The organism is Pseudomonas sp. GW821-FHT02A11, assembly GCF_059421985.1.
Genome location: NZ_JBWKWB010000001.1, coordinates 519,749 through 542,174, shown reverse-complemented (window position 1 = coordinate 542,174; position 22,426 = coordinate 519,749). Strand labels below are relative to the sequence as shown.

The window sequence follows — 22,426 nt, the reverse complement described above, 5'->3', positions numbered from 1 at the left end:
TATGAATAGCGGCTTTACCCACATCACCGTACTGCTCGAAGAAGCCGTCGAGGCTCTCGCGGTGCGCGCCGATGGCTGCTATATGGATGGCACATTCGGGCGGGGCGGACATAGCCGGCTCATTTTGCAGAACCTGGGGCCGGATGGCCGACTTCTCGGGTTCGATAAAGATCCTCAAGCGATTGCCACCGGGCAAGCGCTGGCGGCCGAAGACGGCCGCTTTGTCATTGTGCAGCGCAGCTTTGCCGAGTTGGGTGCCGAGGCTCTGGAGCGCGGCATTGACGGAAAAGTCAGCGGCATCCTGCTGGACCTTGGCGTCTCCTCGCCACAGCTGGACGACCCTGAGCGTGGCTTCAGTTTCATGAATGACGGCCCGCTCGACATGCGCATGGACCCGTCCCGCGGTGTCAGCGCGGCCGAGTTCGTCAACACCGCCCCCGCCGAAGAAATCGCCCGCGTGTTCAAGGAATATGGCGAAGAGCGCTTTGCCAAGCGCATGGCAGGGGCTGTGGTGGCACGTCGCGAAACACAACCGTTCGAGCGCACGGGTGACCTGGCCGAAGTGCTCAAGGTCGCCAACCCCGCGTGGGAAAAGGGCAAGAACCCGGCAACTCGCGCCTTCCAGGGGCTGCGCATACACGTCAACAACGAGCTGGGCGATCTGGAAGCCGGCCTTGAGGCGGCTCTGGACGCTCTGGAAGTGGGCGGCCGTCTGGCAGTCATCAGTTTCCACTCGCTCGAAGACCGCATCGTCAAGCTGTTCATGCGCAAGCTGGTCAAGGGTGAGGCAGACAACATGCCGCGCAACCTGCCGATCCGGCATCAGGCGTTCGAGCCGCGCATCAAACTGATCGGCAAGGCGCAGTTCGCTTCTGACGAAGAAACCCGCGCCAATCCTCGCTCGCGCAGTGCCGTGATGCGTGTTGCGGAGAAACTCCGGTGAGCCGCGGTTTCTTCAAACCTTTGCCGGGCGGCAGCTTCTTCATGTTGATGCTGTTCATTGCCGTCCTTGTGTCGGCAATCGCCGTTTCCTACAGCGCGCACTGGAACCGTCAGCTGCTGAACTCGCTGTACGCCGAACTCAGCGTGCGCGACAAGGCGCAGGCCGAGTGGGGCCGTCTGATTCTTGAACAAAGCACCTGGACGGCCCATAGCCGCATCGAGGCCCTGGCGACCGAGCAATTGAAAATGCGTATTCCGAACGCCGCCGATATTCGGATGGTGTCGCCATGATGAAACTCGAAGGGGCACTCTATCCTTGGCGGTTCCGCGTCGTGGTCGGCCTGTTGTCGGTCATGGTGCTGGCGATTTCCTACCGTATTGTCGACCTGCAGGTCATCGACCATCGTTTCCTGATTGAGCAGGGCGACGCACGCAGCCTGCGTAACGTCTCTATTCCCGCGCACCGTGGTCTGATCACTGACCGTAACGGCGAGCCTTTGGCCGTGAGTACACCGGTCACCACCATCTGGGCCAACCCCTCCGAGATGCAGGCCGACAAGAGCAAGTGGCCGCAGCTGGCACAAGCCCTGGGGCAAGATCCGAAGGCCATGGCCGATCGTCTGAACGAACAGGCCAGTAAGGAATTCATCTATCTGGTGCGCGGCCTGACCCCGGAGCAGGGCCAGTCGGTGCTCGACCTGAAAGTGCCAGGCGTCTACGGCAAGGAGGAATTCCGTCGTTTCTACCCGGCAGGTGATGTCACTGCGCACATGGTGGGCTTCACTGACCTGGACGACCACGGTCGCGAAGGGGTCGAGCTGGCCTATGACGACTGGCTCGCCGGGGTCCCGGGTCGGCGGCAAGTGATCAAGGATCGGCGCGGTCGCCTGATCAAAGACCTTCAAGTGAAGAAAAACGCCAAGGCCGGGAAGACCTTGGCTTTGTCTATTGATCTGCGCCTGCAATATCTGGCGACCCGCGAGCTGCGCAACGCGATTCAGGAAAACGACGCCAAGGCCGGCAGCCTGGTGATCATGGACGTGAAGACGGGCGAAGTGCTGGCGATGGTCAACCAGCCGACCTACAACCCGAACAACCGCCGCACCATGGTCCCGGCCGCGATGCGTAACCGCGCGATCATTGACGTGTTCGAGCCGGGCTCGACCATGAAGCCGATCTCCATGACCGCCGCCCTGGACAGCGGCCGCTGGAAACCCAGCGACAAGGTCGAGGTGTATCCGGGCACCCTGCAGATCGGCAAATACACCATTCGTGACGTGACCAAGACCGAAGGGCCGATCCTCGACCTGACTGGCATCCTGATCAATTCCAGTAACGTCGGCATGAGTAAAGTCGCGTTCGATGTTGGCGGTGAGGCGATTTTCCGCGCGATGCAGCGCGTGGGCCTGGGGCAGTACACCGGCCTCGGCTTTCCGGGCGAGCGCGTGGGCAACCTGCCGAATTACCGCGAGTGGCGTAAAGCCGAGACCGCAACGCTGTCCTACGGCTACGGCCTGTCGGTGACGGCGCTGCAGCTGGTTCATGCCTACTCGGCGCTGGCCAACAACGGCAAGATTGTCCCGCTGACCATTCTGAAAACCGACAAGCCGTCCGAGTCCAGTCAGGCGATTCCTGAAGCGACCGCGAAAACCCTGCAAGGCATGCTGCAGCAGGTGATCGAAGACCCGCGCGGCGTCTACCGTGCCCGTGTGCCGTCGTATCACGTGGCCGGCAAGTCGGGTACGGCGCGTAAAACGTCGGTCGGCACCAAGGGCTACGCCGAGAACTCCTACCGCTCGCTGTTCGCAGGCTTCGGCCCAATGAGCAACCCGCGTTACGCTATCGTGGTGGTCATCGATGAGCCGAGCAAAGGCGGCTACTTCGGTGGTCTGGTATCTGCGCCAGTGTTCAGCAAGGTGATGTCGGGCACGTTGCGCCTGATGAATGTGCGCCCGGACAACCTCGCGCCGATCCCGCCGGAACAACAAGCCAACGCGGCGCCGCTGGTCGTCCCTGTTAAAGGAGGGCGCGGCTGATGTCCTTCAATTTGAGCAAGATCTTCGCCCAGAGCGACCGTGACCTGTTGATTCGTGAACTGACCCTGGACAGCCGCAAGGTGCGTCCGGGGGATTTGTTCCTGGCGATTCCAGGTCTGAAGGTCGACGGTCGCGATCACATCACCGACGCCATTGCCCACGGCGCTGCCGCTGTGGCCTATGAGGTCGAAGGCGCCAAGGTGCTGCCCATCACCGACATCCCGATGATTCCGGTGAAAGGGCTGGCTGCGCAGCTGTCCGACATTGCTGGCCGTTTTTACGGTGATCCGAGCCGCAGCATGAACCTGGTGGGTGTCACGGGCACCAACGGCAAGACCAGCGTCACCCAGCTGATCGTTCAGGCGCTCGACAAGCTGGGCGAGCATTGCGGTCTGATCGGCACCCTGGGCACCGGCTTCTATAGCGAGCTGAAAAGCGGGATTCACACCACGCCCGATCCGATTTCCGTGCAGTCGACCATTTACGACCTGAAAAAGGCCGGGGCCAAGGCCATCGCCATGGAAGTGTCGTCCCATGGTCTGGATCAGGGCCGCGTGACGGCGCTGGCGTTCGACGTGGCAGTGATGACCAACCTGTCCCGCGATCATCTGGACTACCACGGCACCATGGAGGCCTACGGCGCGGCCAAGGCCAAGCTGTTCGCCTGGAATGACCTGCGCTGCCGCGTGATCAACGTTGACGACGAGTTCGGTCGCCAGCTGGCGGCCCGTCTGCACGATTCGCGCCTGATCACCTACAGCCAGGAAGACAGCAGCGCCTATCTGTTCTGCCGCGACGCGCAGTTCGATGACGATGGCGTGCGCGCCACGCTGGTGACGCCTCAGGGCGATCACGTCTTGCGCAGCAGCCTGCTGGGCCGTTTCAACCTGAGCAACGTGCTGGCTGCGGTCGGTGCGCTGATGGGGCTGGACTACCCGCTGGACGAAATTCTTAAAGTACTGCCGGGCCTCGAAGGCCCGGTCGGGCGTATGCAGCGTCTGGGCGGCGGCAAGCGTCCTCTGGTGGTGGTCGATTACGCCCACACCCCGGACGCGCTGGAAAAAGTGCTGCTGGCATTGCGCCCGCATGCCAAAGGCCAACTGACCTGCCTGTTCGGTTGCGGCGGCGATCGCGATCGCGGCAAGCGCCCGCTGATGGCCGAAGTGGTCGAGCGTCTGGCGGACAAGGTGCTGGTCACTGATGACAACCCACGTACCGAAGATGCGGCACGCATTTTCGACGACATCCGCGCAGGTTTCGCTGCTGTGGATAACGTCGCGTTCGTCGCCGGTCGCGGTCAGGCCATCGCCCAGATCATCGCTCAGGCCGATGCCGCCGACGTGATCGTGCTGGCCGGCAAGGGTCACGAGGACTACCAGGAAATCGACGGCGAGCGCCACCCGTTTTCCGATCTTGAAGAAGCCGCCAAGGCACTGGACGCATGGGGGGCTGCACATGATTAAGCCGCTTTCATTCAGCGAACTGTTGCTGCCGCTCGATGCGCGTCGCGTCGGCGAAGATGCACGCTTCACCGGTGTCAGCATCGACAGCCGTGCAATCAATCCGGGGCAGTTGTTCGTGGCGCTCACCGGTCCGCGTTTCGACGGCCATGATTATCTCGACCAGGTGGCTGCCAAAGGCGCGGTCGGGGCATTGGTCGAGCGCGAAATGCCTGGCAGTGGCCTACCGCAACTGATTGTCGGCGACACCCGCAAGGCGTTGGCACAACTGGGTGCGCTGAACCGCAATGCCTTTATCGACAAGCCTGTGGCCGCGATTACCGGTTCCAGCGGCAAGACCACGGTCAAGGAAATGCTCGCCAGCATCCTGCGCACTCGTGGTCCCGTGTTGGCGACTCGCGGAAACCTGAACAACGAACTCGGCGTTCCATTGACCCTGCTCGAACTGGCTCCGGCATTCGACGCGGCGGTGATCGAACTGGGCGCGTCGCGCATCGGCGAAATCGCCTTCACCGTCAGCCTCACCAAGCCCCATGTCGTTGTGCTGACCAACGCCGGCACCGCTCATGTAGGCGAGTTCGGCGGCCCCGAGAAAATCGTCGAGGCTAAGGGCGAAATCATCGAAGGTCTCGACAGCCGTGGTATCGCGGTTCTGAATCGCGACGACAAGGCGTTCGATATCTGGGTCGCGCGCGCGAACGGTCGTAAGGTCCTGAGCTTCTCCCGTGGGAACAGCGAAGCCGATTTCTACGCCACCGACCTGGGCATCGATGCTCGCGGCTGCCCGACCTTCACATTGAACGGTCCAAGCGGTTCGGCCCAAGTGCAACTGAATCTGCTGGGCGCGCACAACGTCGCCAACGCGCTGGCCGCTGCCGCTGCGGCGTTCGCGCTGGATGTGTCGCTGCCGGGCATCGTGACCGGACTGAACAGCGTTCAGCCGGTGAAAGGGCGGACGGTTGCGCAACTGGCGACCAACGGCATGCGCGTGATCGACGATACCTACAACGCCAACCCGACTTCCGTCGCGGCAGCCACCGATATTCTTGCCGGCTTCGCAGGCCGCAAGGTCTTGGTACTGGGCGATATCGGCGAGCTGGGTGACTGGGCGGAGCAGGGCCATCGCGATGTCGGCGCGTATGCCGTAGGCAAAGTCGATGCGCTATATGCCGTTGGTCCACTGATGGCCCATGCCGTCAAAGCTTTCGGGCAGGATGCGCGCCATTTTGCCAATCAGGCTGACCTGATCGAGGCGCTTGGCGCCGAGCAAGACAAAAACACCACCATTTTGATCAAAGGTTCTCGCAGTGCCGCGATGGAAAATATCGTCGCGGCCCTGTGTGGAGTCAGCTTGGAGAAACATTAATGCTGCTGCTGCTGGCCGAGTATCTGCAACAGTTCTACAAAGGCTTCGCGGTCTTCCAGTACCTGACCCTGCGCGGGATTCTTGGCGTGCTCACGGCACTGTCGCTCTCGCTTTGCCTCGGTCCATGGATGATCCGTGCCCTGCAGAACAAACAGATCGGCCAATCCGTCCGCAACGACGGCCCTCAATCCCATCTGTCCAAATCCGGCACCCCGACCATGGGCGGTGCGCTGATTCTGTCCGCCATCGGTATCGCGACCCTACTGTGGGCTGACCTGACCAACCGCTACGTGTGGGTGGTACTGATTGTCACGTTGCTGTTCGGCGGCATCGGCTGGGTCGACGACTATCGCAAGGTCATCGAGAAGAACTCCAAAGGCCTGCCAAGCCGCTGGAAATACTTCTGGCAGTCGGTGTTCGGCCTGGGCGCTGCGATCTTCCTTTATATGACTGCGCAATCGCCGGTGGAAACCACGCTGCTGATCCCGATGCTCAAAGACTTCAGCATTCCGCTGGGCATTGGCTTCGTGATCCTGACCTACTTCGTGATCGTCGGCTCCAGCAACGCGGTCAACCTGACCGATGGCCTCGACGGCCTGGCGATCATGCCAACCGTGATGGTCGGCGGCGCGCTGGGCATCTTCTGCTACCTGTCGGGTAACGTGAAATTCGCCGAGTACCTGCTCATTCCATACGTGCCGGGCGCGGGCGAGCTGATCGTTTTCTGCGGCGCGTTGATCGGTGCGGGGCTGGGTTTTCTCTGGTTCAACACCTACCCGGCGCAAGTCTTCATGGGCGACGTGGGCGCACTGGCGCTGGGCGCGGCCCTGGGCACCATCGCCGTGATCGTGCGTCAGGAAATCGTCCTGTTCATCATGGGCGGCGTGTTCGTGATGGAGACCCTGTCAGTCGTCATTCAGGTTGCATCGTTTAAGTTAACCGGCCGCCGCGTTTTCCGTATGGCACCGATCCATCACCACTTTGAACTCAAAGGCTGGCCCGAGCCGCGGGTGATCGTCCGCTTCTGGATCATCACCGTGATTCTCGTGCTGATCGGCCTTGCCACGTTGAAACTGAGGTAAGACAGAGTGTCACTGATCGCTTCTTCTCACTTCCGCATCGTTGTCGGCCTCGGCAAGAGCGGCATGTCCCTGGTTCGCTTTCTGGCGAACCGGGGCGTGGCGTTTGCTGTGGCCGATACGCGGGAGAATCCTCCGGAACTGGCGACCTTGCGTCGCGACTACCCGCAGGTGGAAGTGCGTTGTGGTGAGCTGGACGTCGAATTCCTCTGCCGCGCCGATGAATTGTACGTGAGCCCCGGCCTTGCCTTGGCGACCCCTGCACTGCAGCAGGCGGCAGCCCGTGGCGTGAAGCTGTCCGGCGACATCGAGCTGTTTGCGCGTAACGTGAAAGCACCCATCGTCGCCATCAGCGGCTCCAACGCGAAAAGCACCGTCACCACGTTGGTGGGCGAGATGGCTGCAGCCGCTGGCAAGCGCGTGGCGGTCGGCGGCAACCTCGGTACTCCCGCGCTGGACTTGCTCAGAGACGACATCGAGCTGTACGTGATGGAACTGTCGAGCTTCCAGCTGGAAACCACCGATCACCTCGGCGCTGCAGTCGCCACCGTGCTCAACGTCAGCGAAGACCACATGGACCGCTACAGCGGCCTGCCGGCTTATCACCTGGCCAAGCACCGAATCTTCCGAGGCGCGCGTCAGGTGGTGGTCAATCGTCAGGATGCCCTGTCGCGCCCCTTGATCGGGGAAGGCGTGCCGTGCTGGACCTTCGGTCTGAACAAGCCTGACATCAACGGCTTCGGTCTGCGAGAAGAGAACGGCGAGAAGTACCTGGCGTTCCAGTTCCAGAATCTTATGCCGGCCAGCGAGCTGAAAATTCGCGGCGCGCACAATCAGTCCAACGCCCTGGCTGCGCTGGCGCTGGGCCACGCAGCGGGTCTGCCATTCGAGCCGATGCTCGAGGCGCTGCGCAACTTCGCAGGGCTGGTGCACCGTTGCCAGTGGGTTCGCGAGCGTCAGGGCGTCAGCTATTACGACGACTCCAAGGCCACCAACGTCGGTGCAGCGTTGGCTGCCATCGAAGGCTTGGGTGCCGATATCAACGGCAAGCTGGTGCTGATCGCCGGCGGCGATGGCAAGGGTGCGGATTTCTCTGCACTCAAGGCGCCGGTCGCCACTCACTGCCGCGCGGTCGTGTTGCTGGGGCGTGACGCTGAACTGCTCGCCGCGACCTTCGGCGATTCGGTCCCCCTGATTCGCGTCAAGACATTGGAAGAAGCTGTGCAACGTGCTGCCGAAATGGCTCAGGAAGGGGACGCCGTGTTGCTGTCCCCGGCCTGCGCAAGCCTGGATATGTTCAAGAATTTCGAAGAGCGCGGACGTCTGTTCGCCCAGGCCGTGGGGGACTTGTCATGATCTTTGGCGTGATCAAGCCTTACCCGTCGCCGATCATCAGTGGCCGTGGCGTCGACGTCGACTTCCCGATGCTCGCTGGCTGCCTGGCGTTGCTGGGTCTGGGCTTGGTGATGATCACTTCCGCATCGTCGGAAGTGGCCGCCGTGCAGTCGGGCAACGCGCTGTACATGATGACCCGTCACCTCATCTATCTGGTGCTGGGCCTGGGCGCCTGTGTGGCCACCATGATGATTCCGGTCGCGACCTGGCAGCGTCTGGGCTGGCTGATGCTGATCGGCGCCTTCGGTTTGCTGGTCATGGTGATCGTGCCCGGCATCGGGCGCGAGGTGAACGGTTCGATGCGCTGGATCGGTTTCGGCATGTTCAACGTGCAGCCGTCGGAAATCGCCAAGGTGTTCGTGGTGATCTTCCTCGCCGGCTACCTGATCCGTCGTCAGCAGGAAGTGCGCGAAAGCTGGATGGGGTTCTTCAAGCCATTCATCGTGCTGCTGCCCATGGCCGGTCTTTTGCTGATGGAGCCTGACTTCGGCGCCACCGTCGTGATGATGGGCTCGGCGGCAGCGATGCTGTTCCTGGGCGGCGTCGGTCTGTTCCGTTTCAGTCTGATGGTGGCCTTGGCGGTCGGCGCGGTGTTCGTGCTCGTACAAGCCCAGCCCTACCGGATGGCGCGTTTGATCACCTTTACCGACCCGTGGTCCGATCAGTTCGGTTCCGGCTACCAGCTGACTCAAGCACTCATCGCGTTTGGTCGCGGCGAGTGGTTTGGCGTCGGCCTGGGCAACAGCGTGCAGAAGCAGTTCTACCTGCCGGAGGCGCACACCGACTTCGTGTTCTCGGTATTGGCCGAAGAGCTGGGTGTCGTGGGTTCGCTGGCCACCGTTGCGCTGTTCATGTTTGTGAGTATCCGTGCGATGTACATCGGCATGTGGGCCGAGCGCGCCAAGCAATTCTTCGCCGCATACACCGCATATGGCCTGGCGTTTCTGTGGATTGGTCAGTTCCTGATCAACATCGGCGTGAACGTCGGCCTGCTGCCGACCAAGGGTCTGACCCTGCCGTTCCTCAGCTACGGCGGCAGCTCGCTGATCATTTGCTGCGCGAGCCTTGGATTGTTGCTGCGCATCGAATGGGAATCGCGCAACAACATGGGCAGTGAAGAAGCCGAATTCAACGAGAGCGATTTTGCCGAGGAGCCGAACCATGGCCGTCGGTAATGTCCTGATCATGGCAGGCGGCACCGGCGGACACGTGTTCCCGGCCCTGGCCTGCGCGCGCGAATTCCAGGCCCGCGGCTACACCGTGCATTGGCTCGGTACGCCGCGCGGCATCGAGAACGAGCTGGTGCCTGCGGCGGGTCTGCAGCTGCACTTGATCAACGTCACCGGTTTGCGCGGCAAGGGGCGTTTGTCCCTGCTCAAGGCGCCGTTCATGTTGTTCAAGGCCTTGTTGCAGGCGCGCAAGGTCGTGCGTGAGTTGAAGCCTGTGTGCGTCGTCGGATTTGGCGGCTACGTGACAGGGCCCGGCGGTCTGGCGGCGAAGCTGTCGGGCGTGCCGCTGATCATTCACGAGCAGAACGCCGTGGCCGGAACCGCCAACCGCAGCCTGGCGTCGTTCGCCGCTCGGGTGTGCGAAGCGTTCCCGCAGACGTTCGCGGCCTCGGCCAAACGTCGCACCACCGGCAATCCGGTGCGCGCCGAGCTGTTCTTCGAGACGCCGCGTCAGGCGCTCGAAGGGCGCAAGCCAAGGCTGCTCATTCTGGGCGGAAGCCTGGGCGCCGAACCGCTGAATAAATTGCTGCCCGAAGCGCTGGCACAAGTGCCAGCCGAGCTGCGCCCTGAAGTGTTTCATCAGGCCGGCAAGAATCACGATGAAAACACCACCGAGCGTTATCGCGCGGCGGGTGTCGAGGCGCAGGTCGCCCCGTTCATCAAAGACATGGCCCAAGCCTATGGCTGGGCGGATCTGGTGGTCTGCCGCGCAGGTGCGCTGACCATCAGTGAACTGGCAGCCGCCGGTCTGCCGTCATTGCTGGTGCCGCTGCCCCACGCGATCGACGACCACCAGTCGCGTAATGCCGAATATCTGGCCCGTGAAGGCGCAGCCTTCGTGATGCCACAGAGAACAACTGGCGCCGCCGAAATGGCCGCTCGCCTGAAAGAGGTTTTGATGCAACCCGAACAATTGAAACGCATGGCTACCACGGCCCGCCAACTGGCCAAGCCGGATGCCACCAACACCGTCGTTGATGTCTGCCTGGAGGTGGTCCATGGTTGAGAATCAACGCGCCATGCCACAACCGGAAATGCGTCGTATCCGTCGCATCCACTTCGTCGGGATCGGCGGCGTGGGCATGTGCGGCATTGCAGAGGTGTTGTTGAATCTCGGTTATGAAGTGTCCGGTTCCGATCTCAAGGCTTCGCCGGTGACCGAGCGTCTTGAATCGTTCGGCGCGCATATCTTCATCGGCCACCGCGCCGAGAACTCCGCTGCAGCCGATGTACTGGTCGTCTCCAGCGCCGTGAACACCTCCAACCCTGAAGTGGCGACCGCCCTTGAGCGTCGCATTCCGGTGGTGCCGCGCGCCGAGATGCTCGCCGAGCTGATGCGTTATCGCCACGGCATCGCCGTCGCCGGTACTCATGGCAAGACCACCACCACCAGCCTGATCGCATCGGTGTTCGCTGCTGGCGGCCTGGACCCGACCTTCGTGATCGGCGGTCGTTTGAACGCCGCTGGTACCAACGCTCAGCTCGGCACCAGCCGTTATCTGATCGCTGAAGCCGACGAGAGCGACGCCAGCTTCCTGCACCTGCAGCCACTGGTGGCCGTCGTCACCAACATCGACGCCGACCATATGGCGACCTACGAAGGCGATTTCAACAAACTGAAGAAAACCTTCGTCGAGTTCCTGCACAACCTGCCGTTCTACGGTCTGGCGGTGGTGTGCACCGACGACCCTGTCGTGCGCGACATCCTGCCGTCGGTCAAGCGTCCGGTCATGACGTATGGCTTCAACGAAGAAGCCGACGTGCGTGCGATCAATGTGCGTCAGGAAGGCATGCGTACGCATTTCACCGTGCTGCGTCGCGACCGGGAGCCGCTGGATGTTTCGGTGAACATGCCGGGCAACCACAACGTGCTCAACTCGCTGGCGACCATCGCCATCGCCACTGATGAAGGCATCACTGACGACGCCATCGTTCAGGGCCTGTCGGGCTTCCAGGGCGTGGGGCGTCGCTTCCAGGTCTACGGCGAGCTGCCGGTCGAAGGCGGCAACGTGATGCTGGTGGACGACTATGGTCACCACCCGCGCGAGGTCGCAGCCGTCATCAATGCCGTGCGCGGTGGCTGGCCGGACCGTCGTCTGGTCATGGTTTACCAGCCGCACCGTTACAGCCGTACCCGCGATCTGTACGACGATTTCGTGCAGGTGCTCAACGACGCCAACGTCTTGCTGTTGATGGAAGTCTACCCGGCGGGCGAAGAGCCGATTCCGGGGGCGGACAGCCGTCAGTTGGCCCACAGCATTCGGCAGCGCGGTCAGCTGGACCCGATCTACATCGAGCGTGGTGTCGAGCTGGCCCCGCTGGTCAAACCGCTGCTGCGCGCCGGCGACATCCTGCTGTGTCAGGGCGCAGGCGACATTGGCGGCCTTGCTCCGCAATTGCTCAGGAGCCCGTTGTTCACGGGCGCTATCGTGGCCTCTACCGAAGGTAAGCTGAAATGACAGCCGTCACGCCAGTCTCCCTGCTCCCGACCCTGGAGCCCAAAGGCTTCGGTCGTGTGGCCGTGCTCTTCGGTGGCAAGAGCGCGGAGCGGGAGGTGTCCCTTAAATCCGGCAACGCAGTGCTTGACGCGCTGTTGAGCGCGGGCGTCGATGCCTTCGGGATCGACGTGGGCGACGACTTCCTGCAACGACTGGTCAGTGAAAAGATCGATCGCGCGTTCATCGTGCTGCACGGTCGGGGCGGCGAAGACGGCACCATGCAGGGCCTGCTCGAATGCCTGGAAATCCCGTACACCGGCAGCGGCGTGCTGGCCTCGGCTCTGGCGATGGACAAGCTGCGCACCAAACAGGTCTGGCAGAGCCTGGGCCTGCCGACCCCGCGTCACGCGGTATTGAGCAGCGAAGCCGATTGTATTTCTGCGGCGACGGAACTGGGCTTTCCTTTGATCGTCAAACCCGCTCATGAAGGCTCCAGTATCGGTATGGCGAAAGTGACCGGCGTCGATGAATTGATCGCCGCATGGAACGCTGCCATTACCTACGATTTGCAAGTGTTGGTCGAACAATGGATTCAAGGTCCGGAGTTCACCGTCGCCTCGCTGCGTGGGCAGGTATTGCCGCCGATTGGCCTGGGCACCCCGCACAGCTTCTACGACTACGACGCCAAGTACCTGGCCTCCGATACCCAGTACCGGATCCCCTGTGGCCTGGATACAAGCAAAGAACAGGAACTCAAGTCGCTGACCGCTCGCGCCTGCGAAGCCGTGGGCGTTGCCGGTTGGGCGCGCACTGACGTGATGCAGGACGCCGACGGCAAATTCTGGCTGCTGGAAGTCAACACCGTGCCCGGTATGACCGATCACAGCCTGGTGCCCATGGCGGCGAACGCTGCGGGTCTGGATTTCAAACAGTTGGTGTTGGCGATTCTGGCCGACAGTGTCCAGGTGCGGGGGTAAATCATGCACGGCGCGACGCTACGTCATCAGCAACCCGTTTCCGGCGGCCGCAAGCCGGTGCCGCGTGGTGCCAGCCGCATGGTGGCCAAGGAGCCGCTGTCGGCGCGTATGCCACGGCCCAACTTCGGCTTCCTGCGCAGCCTGATGTGGCCGGTGCTGCTGGTGGTGTTCGGGTTCGGCACCTACGAAGCGGCGCAGCGCCTGCTGCCATACGCTGATCGGCCGATCTCGCGGATCAACGTTCAGGGCGACCTGAGCTACATCAGCCAGCAGGCGGTGCAGCAGCGTATCGCCCCGTATGTGGCCACCAGCTTCTTCAACATCGATCTGGCCGGCATGCGTACCGAGCTTGAGCAGATGCCGTGGATCGCCCACGCCGAAGTCCGGCGCGTGTGGCCGGACCAGGTGGTGATTCGCCTGGAAGAACAATTGCCGGTTGCGCGCTGGGGCGATTCGGCCCTGCTGAACAACCAGGGCCAGGCGTTCACCCCGCGTGAGCTGGCCAACTACGAACACCTTCCGCAGTTGTTCGGGCCTCAACGGGCTCAACAGCAGGTGATGCAGCAGTACCAGGTCCTGAGTCAGATGTTGCGGCCCCTGGGCTTCTCCATCGCTCGTCTGGAACTGCGCGAGCGAGGCAGCTGGTTCCTCACCACCGGCGCAGGCAATGCAGGCCCAGGCCTGGAGCTGCTGCTGGGACGAGGCAATCTGGTGGAAAAGATGCGCCGCTTTATCGCCATCTACGAAAAAACGCTTAAAGAACAGATCACGAACATTGCGCGAGTAGACCTGCGTTACAACAACGGCCTGGCCGTTGGCTGGCGTGAGCAGGCACCAGCGCCAACGACGGACAAACCCGCCGTCGCGAAGAATTGATAAGAGGCAGGACCCATGGCAAACGTGCAAAGCGGCAAAATGATCGTCGGATTGGATATCGGCACCTCCAAGGTGGTGGCGCTGGTAGGCGAAGTCGCGGCTGATGGCACGCTGGAAATCGTCGGTATCGGCACCCACCCTTCACGCGGCCTGAAGAAGGGCGTGGTGGTGAACATCGAGTCGACCGTGCAGTCGATACAGCGCGCTGTCGAAGAAGCGCAGCTGATGGCGGGCTGCCGCATTCACTCGGCGTTCGTCGGTGTCGCGGGCAATCACATCCGCAGCCTGAACTCCCACGGCATCGTGGCGATTCGCGACCGCGAAGTGAGCTCGGCCGACCTTGAGCGCGTACTCGACGCTGCTCAGGCCGTGGCGATCCCGGCTGACCAGCGCGTACTGCATACCTTGCCGCAGGATTACGTGATCGATAACCAGGAAGGCGTTCGTGAGCCGCTGGGCATGTCGGGCGTGCGCCTGGAAGCCAAGGTGCACGTGGTGACTTGCGCGGTGAACGCTGCGCAGAACATCGAAAAATGCGTGCGTCGCTGCGGTCTGGAAGTCGATGACATCATTCTTGAGCAACTGGCTTCGGCGTACTCGGTGCTGACCGACGACGAGAAAGAGCTGGGCGTGTGCCTAGTGGACATCGGCGGCGGCACCACCGACATCGCGATCTTCACCGAAGGCGCGATCCGCCACACCGCGGTGATCCCGATTGCAGGCGATCAAGTCACCAACGACATCGCCATGGCCCTGCGTACCCCGACGCAGTACGCCGAAGAGATCAAGATCCGTTACGCCTGCGCCCTGGCCAAACTGGCCGGCGCCGGTGAAACCATCAAGGTGCCGAGCGTGGGCGACCGTCCACCTCGCGAACTGTCCCGTCAGGCGCTGGCCGAAGTGGTCGAGCCGCGTTACGACGAGCTGTTCACCCTGATCCAGGCCGAGCTGCGTCGCAGCGGCTACGAAGACCTGATCCCGGCCGGCATCGTGCTGACCGGCGGTACCTCGAAAATGGAAGGCGCGGTCGAACTGGCCGAGGAAATCTTCCACATGCCGGTGCGCTTGGGCGTGCCGCACAGCATCAAGGGTCTGGCGGACGTCGTCCGCAACCCGATTTACTCCACTGGCGTTGGCCTGTTGCTGTACGGACTGCAAAAGCAGTCGGACGGCATCTCGCTCTCGGGTTTGTCCAACCCCGGTAGCAGTTATAGCGATGAACCTAAGGCACCCGTGTTTGAGCGCCTCAAGCGCTGGGTCCAGGGGAATTTCTAGGATTCAAAAGTGGTAGGCGGCAGTAGGCGATAAAAAACTAGAGAAGTGAAGGAGAGGGAACATGTTCGAGCTCGTAGACAACATCCCACAAAGCCCGGTAATCAAAGTTATCGGTGTTGGTGGTGGCGGCGGCAACGCAGTCAATCACATGGTCAAGAGCAACATCGAAGGCGTCGAGTTCATCTGCGCCAACACTGATGCTCAAGCACTGAAAAACATTGGCGCACGTACCATTCTGCAACTGGGTACCGGTGTGACCAAAGGCCTGGGTGCAGGTGCCAACCCTGAAGTAGGTCGTCAGGCCGCACTGGAAGATCGTGAGCGCATTGCGGAAGTTCTGCAGGGCACCAACATGGTCTTCATCACCACCGGCATGGGTGGCGGCACCGGTACCGGTGCTGCGCCGATCATCGCCGAAGTGGCCAAGGAAATGGGCATCCTGACCGTTGCGGTCGTGACCCGTCCGTTCCCGTTCGAAGGCCGCAAGCGCATGCAGATCGCCGATGAAGGCATCCGCGCGCTGTCCGAAAGTGTCGACTCGTTGATCACCATTCCCAACGAGAAGCTGCTGACCATCCTGGGCAAAGACGCAAGCCTGCTGTCGGCATTCGCCAAGGCAGACGATGTACTGGCCGGTGCCGTTCGCGGTATCTCCGACATCATCAAGCGTCCAGGCATGATCAACGTCGACTTCGCTGACGTGCGCACCGTGATGTCCGAGATGGGCATGGCGATGATGGGTACTGGTGCTGCCAGCGGTCCGAACCGTGCGCGTGAAGCCACGGAAGCGGCCATCCGCAACCCGCTGCTCGAAGACGTCAACCTGCAGGGCGCGCGCGGCATTCTGGTCAACATCACTGCCGGTCCTGACCTGTCTCTGGGTGAGTACTCGGACGTGGGCAGCATCATCGAAGCGTTCGCCTCCGAGCACGCCATGGTCAAGGTCGGTACCGTTATCGATCCGGACATGCGCGACGAGTTGCACGTGACCGTGGTTGCCACTGGCCTGGGTGCAAAAATCGAGAAGCCTGTGAAGGTCATCGACAACACCATGCAGACTGCTCAAGCCGCACCTGTGCAGCAACAAGCCGTCCGTCAGGAACAGCCTTCGGTGAATTACCGCGATCTGGACCGTCCTACCGTGATGCGCAATCAGGCTCACGCAGGCGCCACGGCTGCGGCAAAAATGAATCCGCAAGACGATCTGGATTACCTGGACATTCCAGCATTCCTGCGTCGTCAGGCTGATTGATGAGTTCTATCAGGGGTATAAGGGTGATTGGTGTTCAGCAAAGGCCAGGTCTGCTATTATCGCCAGCCTTTGTTGATACTAATTCGCGATATGCGCTGAAGCGGCCAATGCCATGATTAAACAACGCACCCTGAAGAATATTATCCGTGCCACAGGTATCGGCCTGCACTCGGGGGAAAAGGTTTACCTGACCCTCAAACCTGCACCTGTGAACGCTGGCATTGTGTTTTTCCGTACCGACCTCGAGCCGGTCGTCCAGATCAACGCGCACGCGCTGAACGTTGGCGACACCACGCTCTCCACCACGCTGTTCAACGGCGATGTGAAGGTCGATACGGTTGAACACTTGCTGTCGGCCATGGCTGGCCTTGGCATCGATAACGCCTACGTTGAACTCTCTGCCTCCGAAGTTCCCATCATGGACGGCAGCGCAGGTCCCTTCGTATTCCTGATTCAATCAGCTGGCCTGGAAGAACAGGACGCACCGAAGAAATTCATACGCATTCTGAAAGAAGTCTGCGTTGAAGAAGACGGCAAATACGCCAAGTTCGTGCCGTTCGAAGGTTTCAAGGTGAGCTTCGAAATAGATTTCGATCACCCGTACCTGAAGAACCGCACGCAAACTGCAAGCGTCGACTTCTCCAGCACTTCGTTCGTAAAAGAAGTGAGCCGTGCGCGTACATTCGGTTTCATGAAAGACATCGAGTACTTGCGCAAGCACAACCTTGCACTGGGCGGTAGCGTTGCAAACGCTATCGTCGTGGACAAGGACGGCGTGTTGAACGAAGACGGTCTGCGTTACGAGGACGAATTCGTCAAACACAAGATCCTGGATGCCATCGGTGACCTGTATCTGTTGGGCAACAGCCTGATCGGCGAGTATCAGGGCTTCAAGTCGGGCCACGGTCTGAACAATCGTCTGCTGCGTGCGTTGATTGCACAGGAAGATGCTTGGGAAGTTGTGACCTTCGAAGATGCCAGTACCGCACCGATCTCGTACATGCGCCCTGTCGCGGCGGTGTAACAGTCTCTTCTTCTCTGTTTGAATATTTGAGGCCACCCTTGGGTGGCCTTTTTTATTTGGTCTTCGGGGACGGGCTCCCACAGGTGCAGCGCCAGCCTCCCGGCATCGCGTTTGCGTTGACTTTTAATCTTCAGGCTCGATGGATCTGACGCCGCAAAACGCGACTTAGGCCCGGAAAAAAATCAAGCGTCCCGAACCTTCCCGTGGGCGGCCAACCGCTCCAGCGCTGCCTTCAACTTCGGATCACTGATCCCCTCAGCCGTCTCATTCAACGTCTCAGCCGCCACCGTCGAGAGATCCCGTGCTTGCCCCACCACCGTCCCTCGCATCACCGCCGGCTGCACCTTGAGCTGCAATCGCGTCAGATTGGCGAATTCCTTGAACGCTACCAACTGACGCTGCAGTCGTTTCTGCTGATAACGCAGACGCGTCGCCCAATGCCCATCGGTCACCACCAACAGCAGCGTACCCTCACGCCACGACGCTACATGGCAATGCGCCCGTGCAGCCGGTTGCAACTGGCTTTCCAGCAGACGCTGCAAATGCGCCAGCCGCTGGGCGTGATTGAAGATCGCTTTGAGCGGCCGGGCGTCGCGCAAAAGAACGGCCGGTGGGCGAGCCGGTGAAGGACGAAATGCCATGAGTGTTGCCTTTTGATACAAGCTCGTGATGTTATCAGAAACCGGCATCAGGCCCTGAAAGCGTCGGTTCAGCGCATGCCTGGCCTGACGTTTTGTGAAAAAACATTAATGAATCTTCTTCCCCCGACGGGTTGAAGTCCGAAGAAATGCCCCTATTGTACTTCTGCCCCGTAACATTGCTGTGCCAGCATCGTGGAATAACGCCACTTTCCTCACCACCATTTCCGGGTAGAATGCTCGTTCGCATGCGGCCATGAGGGCTGCACGGGCGACTCACGGGGCCGCCCTCCATCCCTATGTGTGGAAGATCCTGTCGATATGTTTGCACCTTTGTTAAAAAAACTTTTCGGAAGCAAGAACGAGCGCGAAGTGAAGCGCATGCTCAAGACGGTTCAGGTCGTCAACAGCTTCGAAGAGCAAATGGTGGCCCTTTCGGACGAGCAGTTGCGTGCCAAGACCGAAGAGTTCAAGGCCCGCTTCGCCAAAGGTGAGACCCTCGATAAGCTCCTGCCTGAAGCCTTCGCGGTCTGCCGTGAGGCCGGCAAGCGCGTCATGGGGATGCGTCACTTCGACGTTCAGCTGATCGGCGGCATGACGCTGCACGAAGGCATGATCGCCGAGATGCGTACCGGTGAAGGTAAAACCCTGGTGGCGACGCTGGCGGTGTACCTCAACGCGCTGTCCGGCAAAGGCGTGCACGTGGTCACCGTGAACGACTACCTGGCCCGTCGAGACGCCAACTGGATGCGTCCACTGTACGAATTCCTCGGTCTGTCCGTAGGCGTCGTCACGCCATTCCAGCCGCCTGAAGAGAAACGCGCCGCTTACGCGTCGGACATCACTTACGGCACCAACAACGAATTCGGCTTCGACTACCTGCGCGACAACATGGCGTTCAGCCTGGAAGACAAGTTCCAGCGCGAGCTGAATTTCGCCGTGATCGACGAAGTCGACTCGATCCTCATCGACGAAGCCCGTACACCGCTGATCATCTCAGGCCAGGCTGAAGACAGCTCCAAGCTGTACACCGAAATCAACAAGCTGATCCCTAAACTCGAGCAGCACATCGAGGAAGTGGAAGGTCAGGTGACCAAGCAGGGCCACTACACCATCGACGAGAAATCCCGTCAGGTAGAGCTCAACGAGTCCGGTCACCAGTTCATCGAAGAAATGCTCACCGAAGTCGGCCTGCTGGCTGAAGGCGAGAGCCTGTACTCGGCGCACAACCTGGGTCTGCTGACTCACGTTTACGCGGGTCTGCGTGCCCACAAGCTGTTCCATCGCAACGTTGAGTACATCGTTCAGGATGGCGGCATTCTGCTGGTCGACGAACACACCGGCCGTACCATGCCGGGTCGTCGTCTGTCCGAAGGCCTGCACCAGGCGATCGAGGCCAAAGAGCACCTGAACATTCAGGCCGAGAGCCAGACCCTGGCCTCGACCACGTTCCAGAACTACTTCCGTCTGTACAACAAGCTGTCCGGCATGACCGGTACTGCCGACACCGAAGCGTTCGAATTCCACCAGATCTACGCCTTGGCCGTGATGGTCATTCCGCCGAACAAGCCGTTGGCGCGTAAGGATTTCAACGACCTGGTCTACCTGACCGCCGAGGAAAAGTACGCGGCGATCATCACCGACATCAAGGCCTGTCTGGCCGAGCAGCGTCCGGTGCTGGTAGGTACAGCGACCATCGAAACGTCCGAGCACATGTCCAACCTGCTCAAGAAGGAAGGCATCGATCACAAGGTTCTGAACGCCAAGTTCCACGAAAAAGAAGCTGAAATCATTGCGCAGGCCGGTCGTCCGGGCGCCCTGACCATCGCCACCAACATGGCCGGTCGTGGTACCGACATCCTGCTGGGTGGCAACTGGGAAGTGGAAGTCGCCAGCCTGGAAGACCCGACGCCAGAGCAGATCGCACAGATCAAGGCTGACTGGCAGAAACGCCATCAGCAGGTGATCGAGGCGGGCGGTCTGCACGTGATCGCCTCCGAGCGTCACGAATCCCGTCGTATCGACAACCAGCTGCGCGGTCGCGCCGGTCGTCAGGGCGACACCGGTTCCAGCCGTTTCTACCTGTCGCTGGAAGACAGCCTGATGCGCATTTTCGCCTCTGACCGGGTGAAGAACTTCATGAAGGCGCTGGGCATGCAATCCGGCGAGGCGATCGAGCACCGCATGGTGACCAACGCCATCGAGAAAGCACAACGCAAGGTCGAAGGGCGCAACTTCGACATTCGTAAGCAACTGCTTGAGTTCGACGACGTTTCCAACGAACAACGTAAGGTGATCTACCACATGCGCAACAGCCTGCTGGCTGCGGCGAACATTGGTGACACCATCGCCGAATTCCGTGAAGAAGTCCTGGACGCCACCATCAGCGCGCACATTCCGCCGCAGTCGCTGCCGGAGCAGTGGGACGTGGCCGGTCTGGAAGCCGCTCTGAACAGCGATTTCAGCGTCAAGCTGCCAATCCAGCAGTGGCTGGACGAAGACGATCACCTGCACGAAGAAAACCTGCGTCCGAAACTGCTGGAAGCCATCCTCGCGGCTTACAACGAGAAAGAAGACCAAGCCAGCGCCGAAGCCCTGCGCACCTTCGAGAAGCAGATTCTGCTGCGCGTTCTGGATGACTTGTGGAAAGACCATCTGTCGACCATGGACCACCTGCGTCACGGTATTCACCTGCGCGGCTACGCACAGAAGAACCCGAAACAGGAATACAAGCGCGAGTCCTTCACCCTGTTCCAGGAATTGCTGGATTCGATCAAGCGCGACACCATTCGTGTGCTGTCTCATGTCCAGGTTCGCCGCGAAGATCCGGCCGAAGAAGAAGCACGTCTGCGCCGCGAAGCCGAAGAGCTGGCCCAGCGCATGCAGTTCCAGCACGCCGAAGCACCGGGTCTGGATCAGCCGATCGCGCTGGCCGAGGAGGGCGATGACGTCGCCGTCGCCGCTGCTGCCCTGTCACCGGTCCGCAACGACCAGAAACTGGGTCGCAACGAGCTGTGCTGGTGTGGCTCGGGCAAGAAATTCAAACACTGTCACGGTCAGATCAACTAAGCCAGACACCTTGGCCCACTGCATCTGAACCGTTACACCGCGCCGCGACCGGCCCAGCCGTCGCGGCGTTTTTCCATATCGAGCCGTACCGGGAATGCCGGACGGCATGATTACTTTTCAAGGAGCGCATTTCATGGCTGTTGGTCTTGGTCCTCTGCCGACGCTGCACCCGGTTCCCGGTTTCGAACTGGGCATTTCCTCTGCCGGTATCAAGCGCCCGGGGCGCAAGGACGTCGTGGTCATGCGCTGCGCCGAAGGTTCGAGCGTGGCCGGCGTGTTTACCCTGAACGCGTTTTGCGCAGCCCCTGTGATCCTGTCCAAGCAGCGCGTGGGCGGCACGGTTCGCTACCTGCTGACCAACACCGGCAACGCCAACGCAGGTACCGGTGAGCCGGGGCTGGTCGCAGCCGAGCGCACCACCGCCAAACTGGCCGAGCTGACCGGGGTCGACGCGAGCGCCGTGCTGCCGTTTTCCACCGGCGTGATCGGCGAGCCGCTGCCTGTGGAAAAGATTGAAGGCGCACTGCAAGCCGCGCTGGACGACCTGTCTGTGGATAACTGGGCGGCGGCGGCCACCGGCATCATGACCACCGACACCCTGCCAAAGGGCGCCAGCCGCCAGTTCCAGATCGATGGCGTGACCGTCACGGTCACCGGCATCAGCAAAGGCGCGGGCATGATCCGTCCGAACATGGCCACCATGCTCGGTTACATCGCCACCGACGCCAAGGTGTCCCAAAGCGTGCTGCAGGACCTGATTCGCGATGGCGCCAACAAGTCGTTCAACCGCATCACCATCGATGGCGACACGTCGACCAACGATTGCTGCATGCTGATCGCCACCGGCCAGGCTGACCTGCCTGAAGTCACCGAAGCCCGCGGTCCGCTGTTCGACGCGCTGAAAAAAGCGGTGTTCGAGGTGTGCATGGACGTCGCTCAGGCCATCGTCCGTGACGGCGAAGGCGCGACCAAGTTCGTGACCGTTGAAGTCAACGGCGGCGGCAATCATCAGGAATGTCTGGACGTCGGCTACACCGTCGCCCATTCACCGCTGATCAAGACCGCGCTGTTCGCTTCCGATCCAAACTGGGGCCGCATCCTGGCCGCTGTGGGCCGGGCGGGTGTGCCGAATCTGGACGTGAGCAAGATCGACGTGTTCCTCAGCGGCGTGTGCATCGCCAGCAAAGGCGCACGCGCTACGACCTACACCGAGGAGCAGGGCTCGGCGGTGATGGCCGAGGAGGAAATCACCATCCGCATCGAACTGGGCCGTGGTGGTTGCAGCGAAACCATCTGGACCACCGACCTGTCCCACGAGTACGTGAAGATCAACGCGGAATACCGCACCTGATCCAAGTCGCTCGATGACG

18 protein-coding genes are annotated in these 22,426 nt (G+C 61.2%); 17 read left to right on the top strand and 1 reads right to left on the bottom strand.

From position 1 onward, the window contains the following. The first annotated feature begins 1 nt into the window (after position 1). The 15 genes from rsmH to lpxC all read left to right on the top strand — a co-directional run bounded on the left by rsmH (position 2) and on the right by lpxC (position 17,349). The gene (gene rsmH / locus AC07V9_RS02470; protein WP_495014131.1) at positions 2-943 is read left to right on the top strand and encodes a 16S rRNA (cytosine(1402)-N(4))-methyltransferase RsmH; all 942 of its coding nucleotides are present in this window, start codon (positions 2-4) and stop codon (positions 941-943) included. Beyond that, positions 940-1,233, top strand: coding sequence for a cell division protein FtsL (ftsL, locus tag AC07V9_RS02465; RefSeq protein WP_495014095.1), 294 nt, complete (start codon positions 940-942; stop codon positions 1,231-1,233). Before rsmH ends, ftsL begins: the two co-directional genes overlap by 4 nt. Further along, positions 1,230-2,978, top strand: a complete 1,749-nt coding sequence (locus AC07V9_RS02460; protein WP_495014094.1) for a peptidoglycan D,D-transpeptidase FtsI family protein — start codon at positions 1,230-1,232, stop codon at positions 2,976-2,978. The genes ftsL and AC07V9_RS02460 overlap by 4 nt, the downstream gene beginning before the upstream one ends. Next, on the top strand, positions 2,978-4,441 hold the full coding sequence (locus tag AC07V9_RS02455; RefSeq protein ID WP_495014093.1) for a UDP-N-acetylmuramoyl-L-alanyl-D-glutamate--2,6-diaminopimelate ligase: 1,464 nt from the start codon (positions 2,978-2,980) through the stop codon (positions 4,439-4,441). Before AC07V9_RS02460 ends, AC07V9_RS02455 begins: the two co-directional genes overlap by 1 nt. Further along, complete coding sequence (locus tag AC07V9_RS02450) at positions 4,434-5,804, top strand: UDP-N-acetylmuramoyl-tripeptide--D-alanyl-D-alanine ligase (protein WP_495014092.1); 1,371 nt, start codon at positions 4,434-4,436, stop codon at positions 5,802-5,804. Before AC07V9_RS02455 ends, AC07V9_RS02450 begins: the two co-directional genes overlap by 8 nt. Further along, positions 5,804-6,886, top strand: coding sequence for a phospho-N-acetylmuramoyl-pentapeptide-transferase (gene mraY, locus AC07V9_RS02445; RefSeq protein WP_166596479.1), 1,083 nt, complete (start codon positions 5,804-5,806; stop codon positions 6,884-6,886). The genes AC07V9_RS02450 and mraY overlap by 1 nt, the downstream gene beginning before the upstream one ends. 6 nt (positions 6,887-6,892) lie before the next feature. Further along, on the top strand, positions 6,893-8,239 hold the full coding sequence (gene murD / locus AC07V9_RS02440; protein ID WP_495014091.1) for a UDP-N-acetylmuramoyl-L-alanine--D-glutamate ligase: 1,347 nt from the start codon (positions 6,893-6,895) through the stop codon (positions 8,237-8,239). Then, positions 8,236-9,453: a putative lipid II flippase FtsW gene (ftsW, locus tag AC07V9_RS02435; protein ID WP_495014090.1), complete on the top strand. Its 1,218-nt coding sequence runs from the start codon at positions 8,236-8,238 to the stop codon at positions 9,451-9,453. Before murD ends, ftsW begins: the two co-directional genes overlap by 4 nt. Further along, positions 9,440-10,513: an undecaprenyldiphospho-muramoylpentapeptide beta-N-acetylglucosaminyltransferase gene (gene murG / locus AC07V9_RS02430; protein WP_495014089.1), complete on the top strand. Its 1,074-nt coding sequence runs from the start codon at positions 9,440-9,442 to the stop codon at positions 10,511-10,513. Before ftsW ends, murG begins: the two co-directional genes overlap by 14 nt. Then, a complete protein-coding gene (murC, locus tag AC07V9_RS02425) occupies positions 10,506-11,966 on the top strand; it encodes a UDP-N-acetylmuramate--L-alanine ligase (protein WP_495014088.1) in 1,461 nt (486 codons plus the stop codon). Before murG ends, murC begins: the two co-directional genes overlap by 8 nt. Next, positions 11,963-12,922: a D-alanine--D-alanine ligase gene (locus tag AC07V9_RS02420; protein ID WP_495014087.1), complete on the top strand. Its 960-nt coding sequence runs from the start codon at positions 11,963-11,965 to the stop codon at positions 12,920-12,922. The genes murC and AC07V9_RS02420 overlap by 4 nt, the downstream gene beginning before the upstream one ends. 3 nt (positions 12,923-12,925) lie before the next feature. After that, positions 12,926-13,798, top strand: coding sequence for a cell division protein FtsQ/DivIB (locus AC07V9_RS02415; protein WP_495014086.1), 873 nt, complete (start codon positions 12,926-12,928; stop codon positions 13,796-13,798). 15 nt (positions 13,799-13,813) lie between these two features. Continuing rightward, a complete protein-coding gene (ftsA, locus tag AC07V9_RS02410; RefSeq protein ID WP_495014085.1) occupies positions 13,814-15,073 on the top strand; it encodes a cell division protein FtsA in 1,260 nt (419 codons plus the stop codon). 61 nt (positions 15,074-15,134) lie between these two features. Next, entirely contained in the window at positions 15,135-16,325 is a 1,191-nt protein-coding gene (ftsZ, locus tag AC07V9_RS02405; protein ID WP_062384185.1) for a cell division protein FtsZ, read from the top strand. 112 nt (positions 16,326-16,437) lie between these two features. Next, positions 16,438-17,349, top strand: a complete 912-nt coding sequence (lpxC, locus tag AC07V9_RS02400) for a UDP-3-O-acyl-N-acetylglucosamine deacetylase (protein WP_495014084.1) — start codon at positions 16,438-16,440, stop codon at positions 17,347-17,349. A 182-nt stretch (positions 17,350-17,531) separates the two neighbouring features. On the opposite strand, the gene AC07V9_RS02395 is transcribed toward lpxC, so the two are convergent. Beyond that, a complete protein-coding gene (locus AC07V9_RS02395; protein ID WP_495014083.1) occupies positions 17,532-17,990 on the bottom strand; it encodes a DUF721 domain-containing protein in 459 nt (152 codons plus the stop codon). A 318-nt stretch (positions 17,991-18,308) separates the two neighbouring features. Here AC07V9_RS02395 and secA point away from each other — a divergent pair, with 318 nt between their 5' ends. Further along, positions 18,309-21,056, top strand: a complete 2,748-nt coding sequence (gene secA / locus AC07V9_RS02390) for a preprotein translocase subunit SecA (RefSeq protein ID WP_495014082.1) — start codon at positions 18,309-18,311, stop codon at positions 21,054-21,056. A 133-nt stretch (positions 21,057-21,189) separates the two neighbouring features. Then, positions 21,190-22,407, top strand: a complete 1,218-nt coding sequence (gene argJ, locus AC07V9_RS02385; RefSeq protein WP_495014081.1) for a bifunctional glutamate N-acetyltransferase/amino-acid acetyltransferase ArgJ — start codon at positions 21,190-21,192, stop codon at positions 22,405-22,407. Positions 22,408-22,426: the final 19 nt, after the last annotated feature.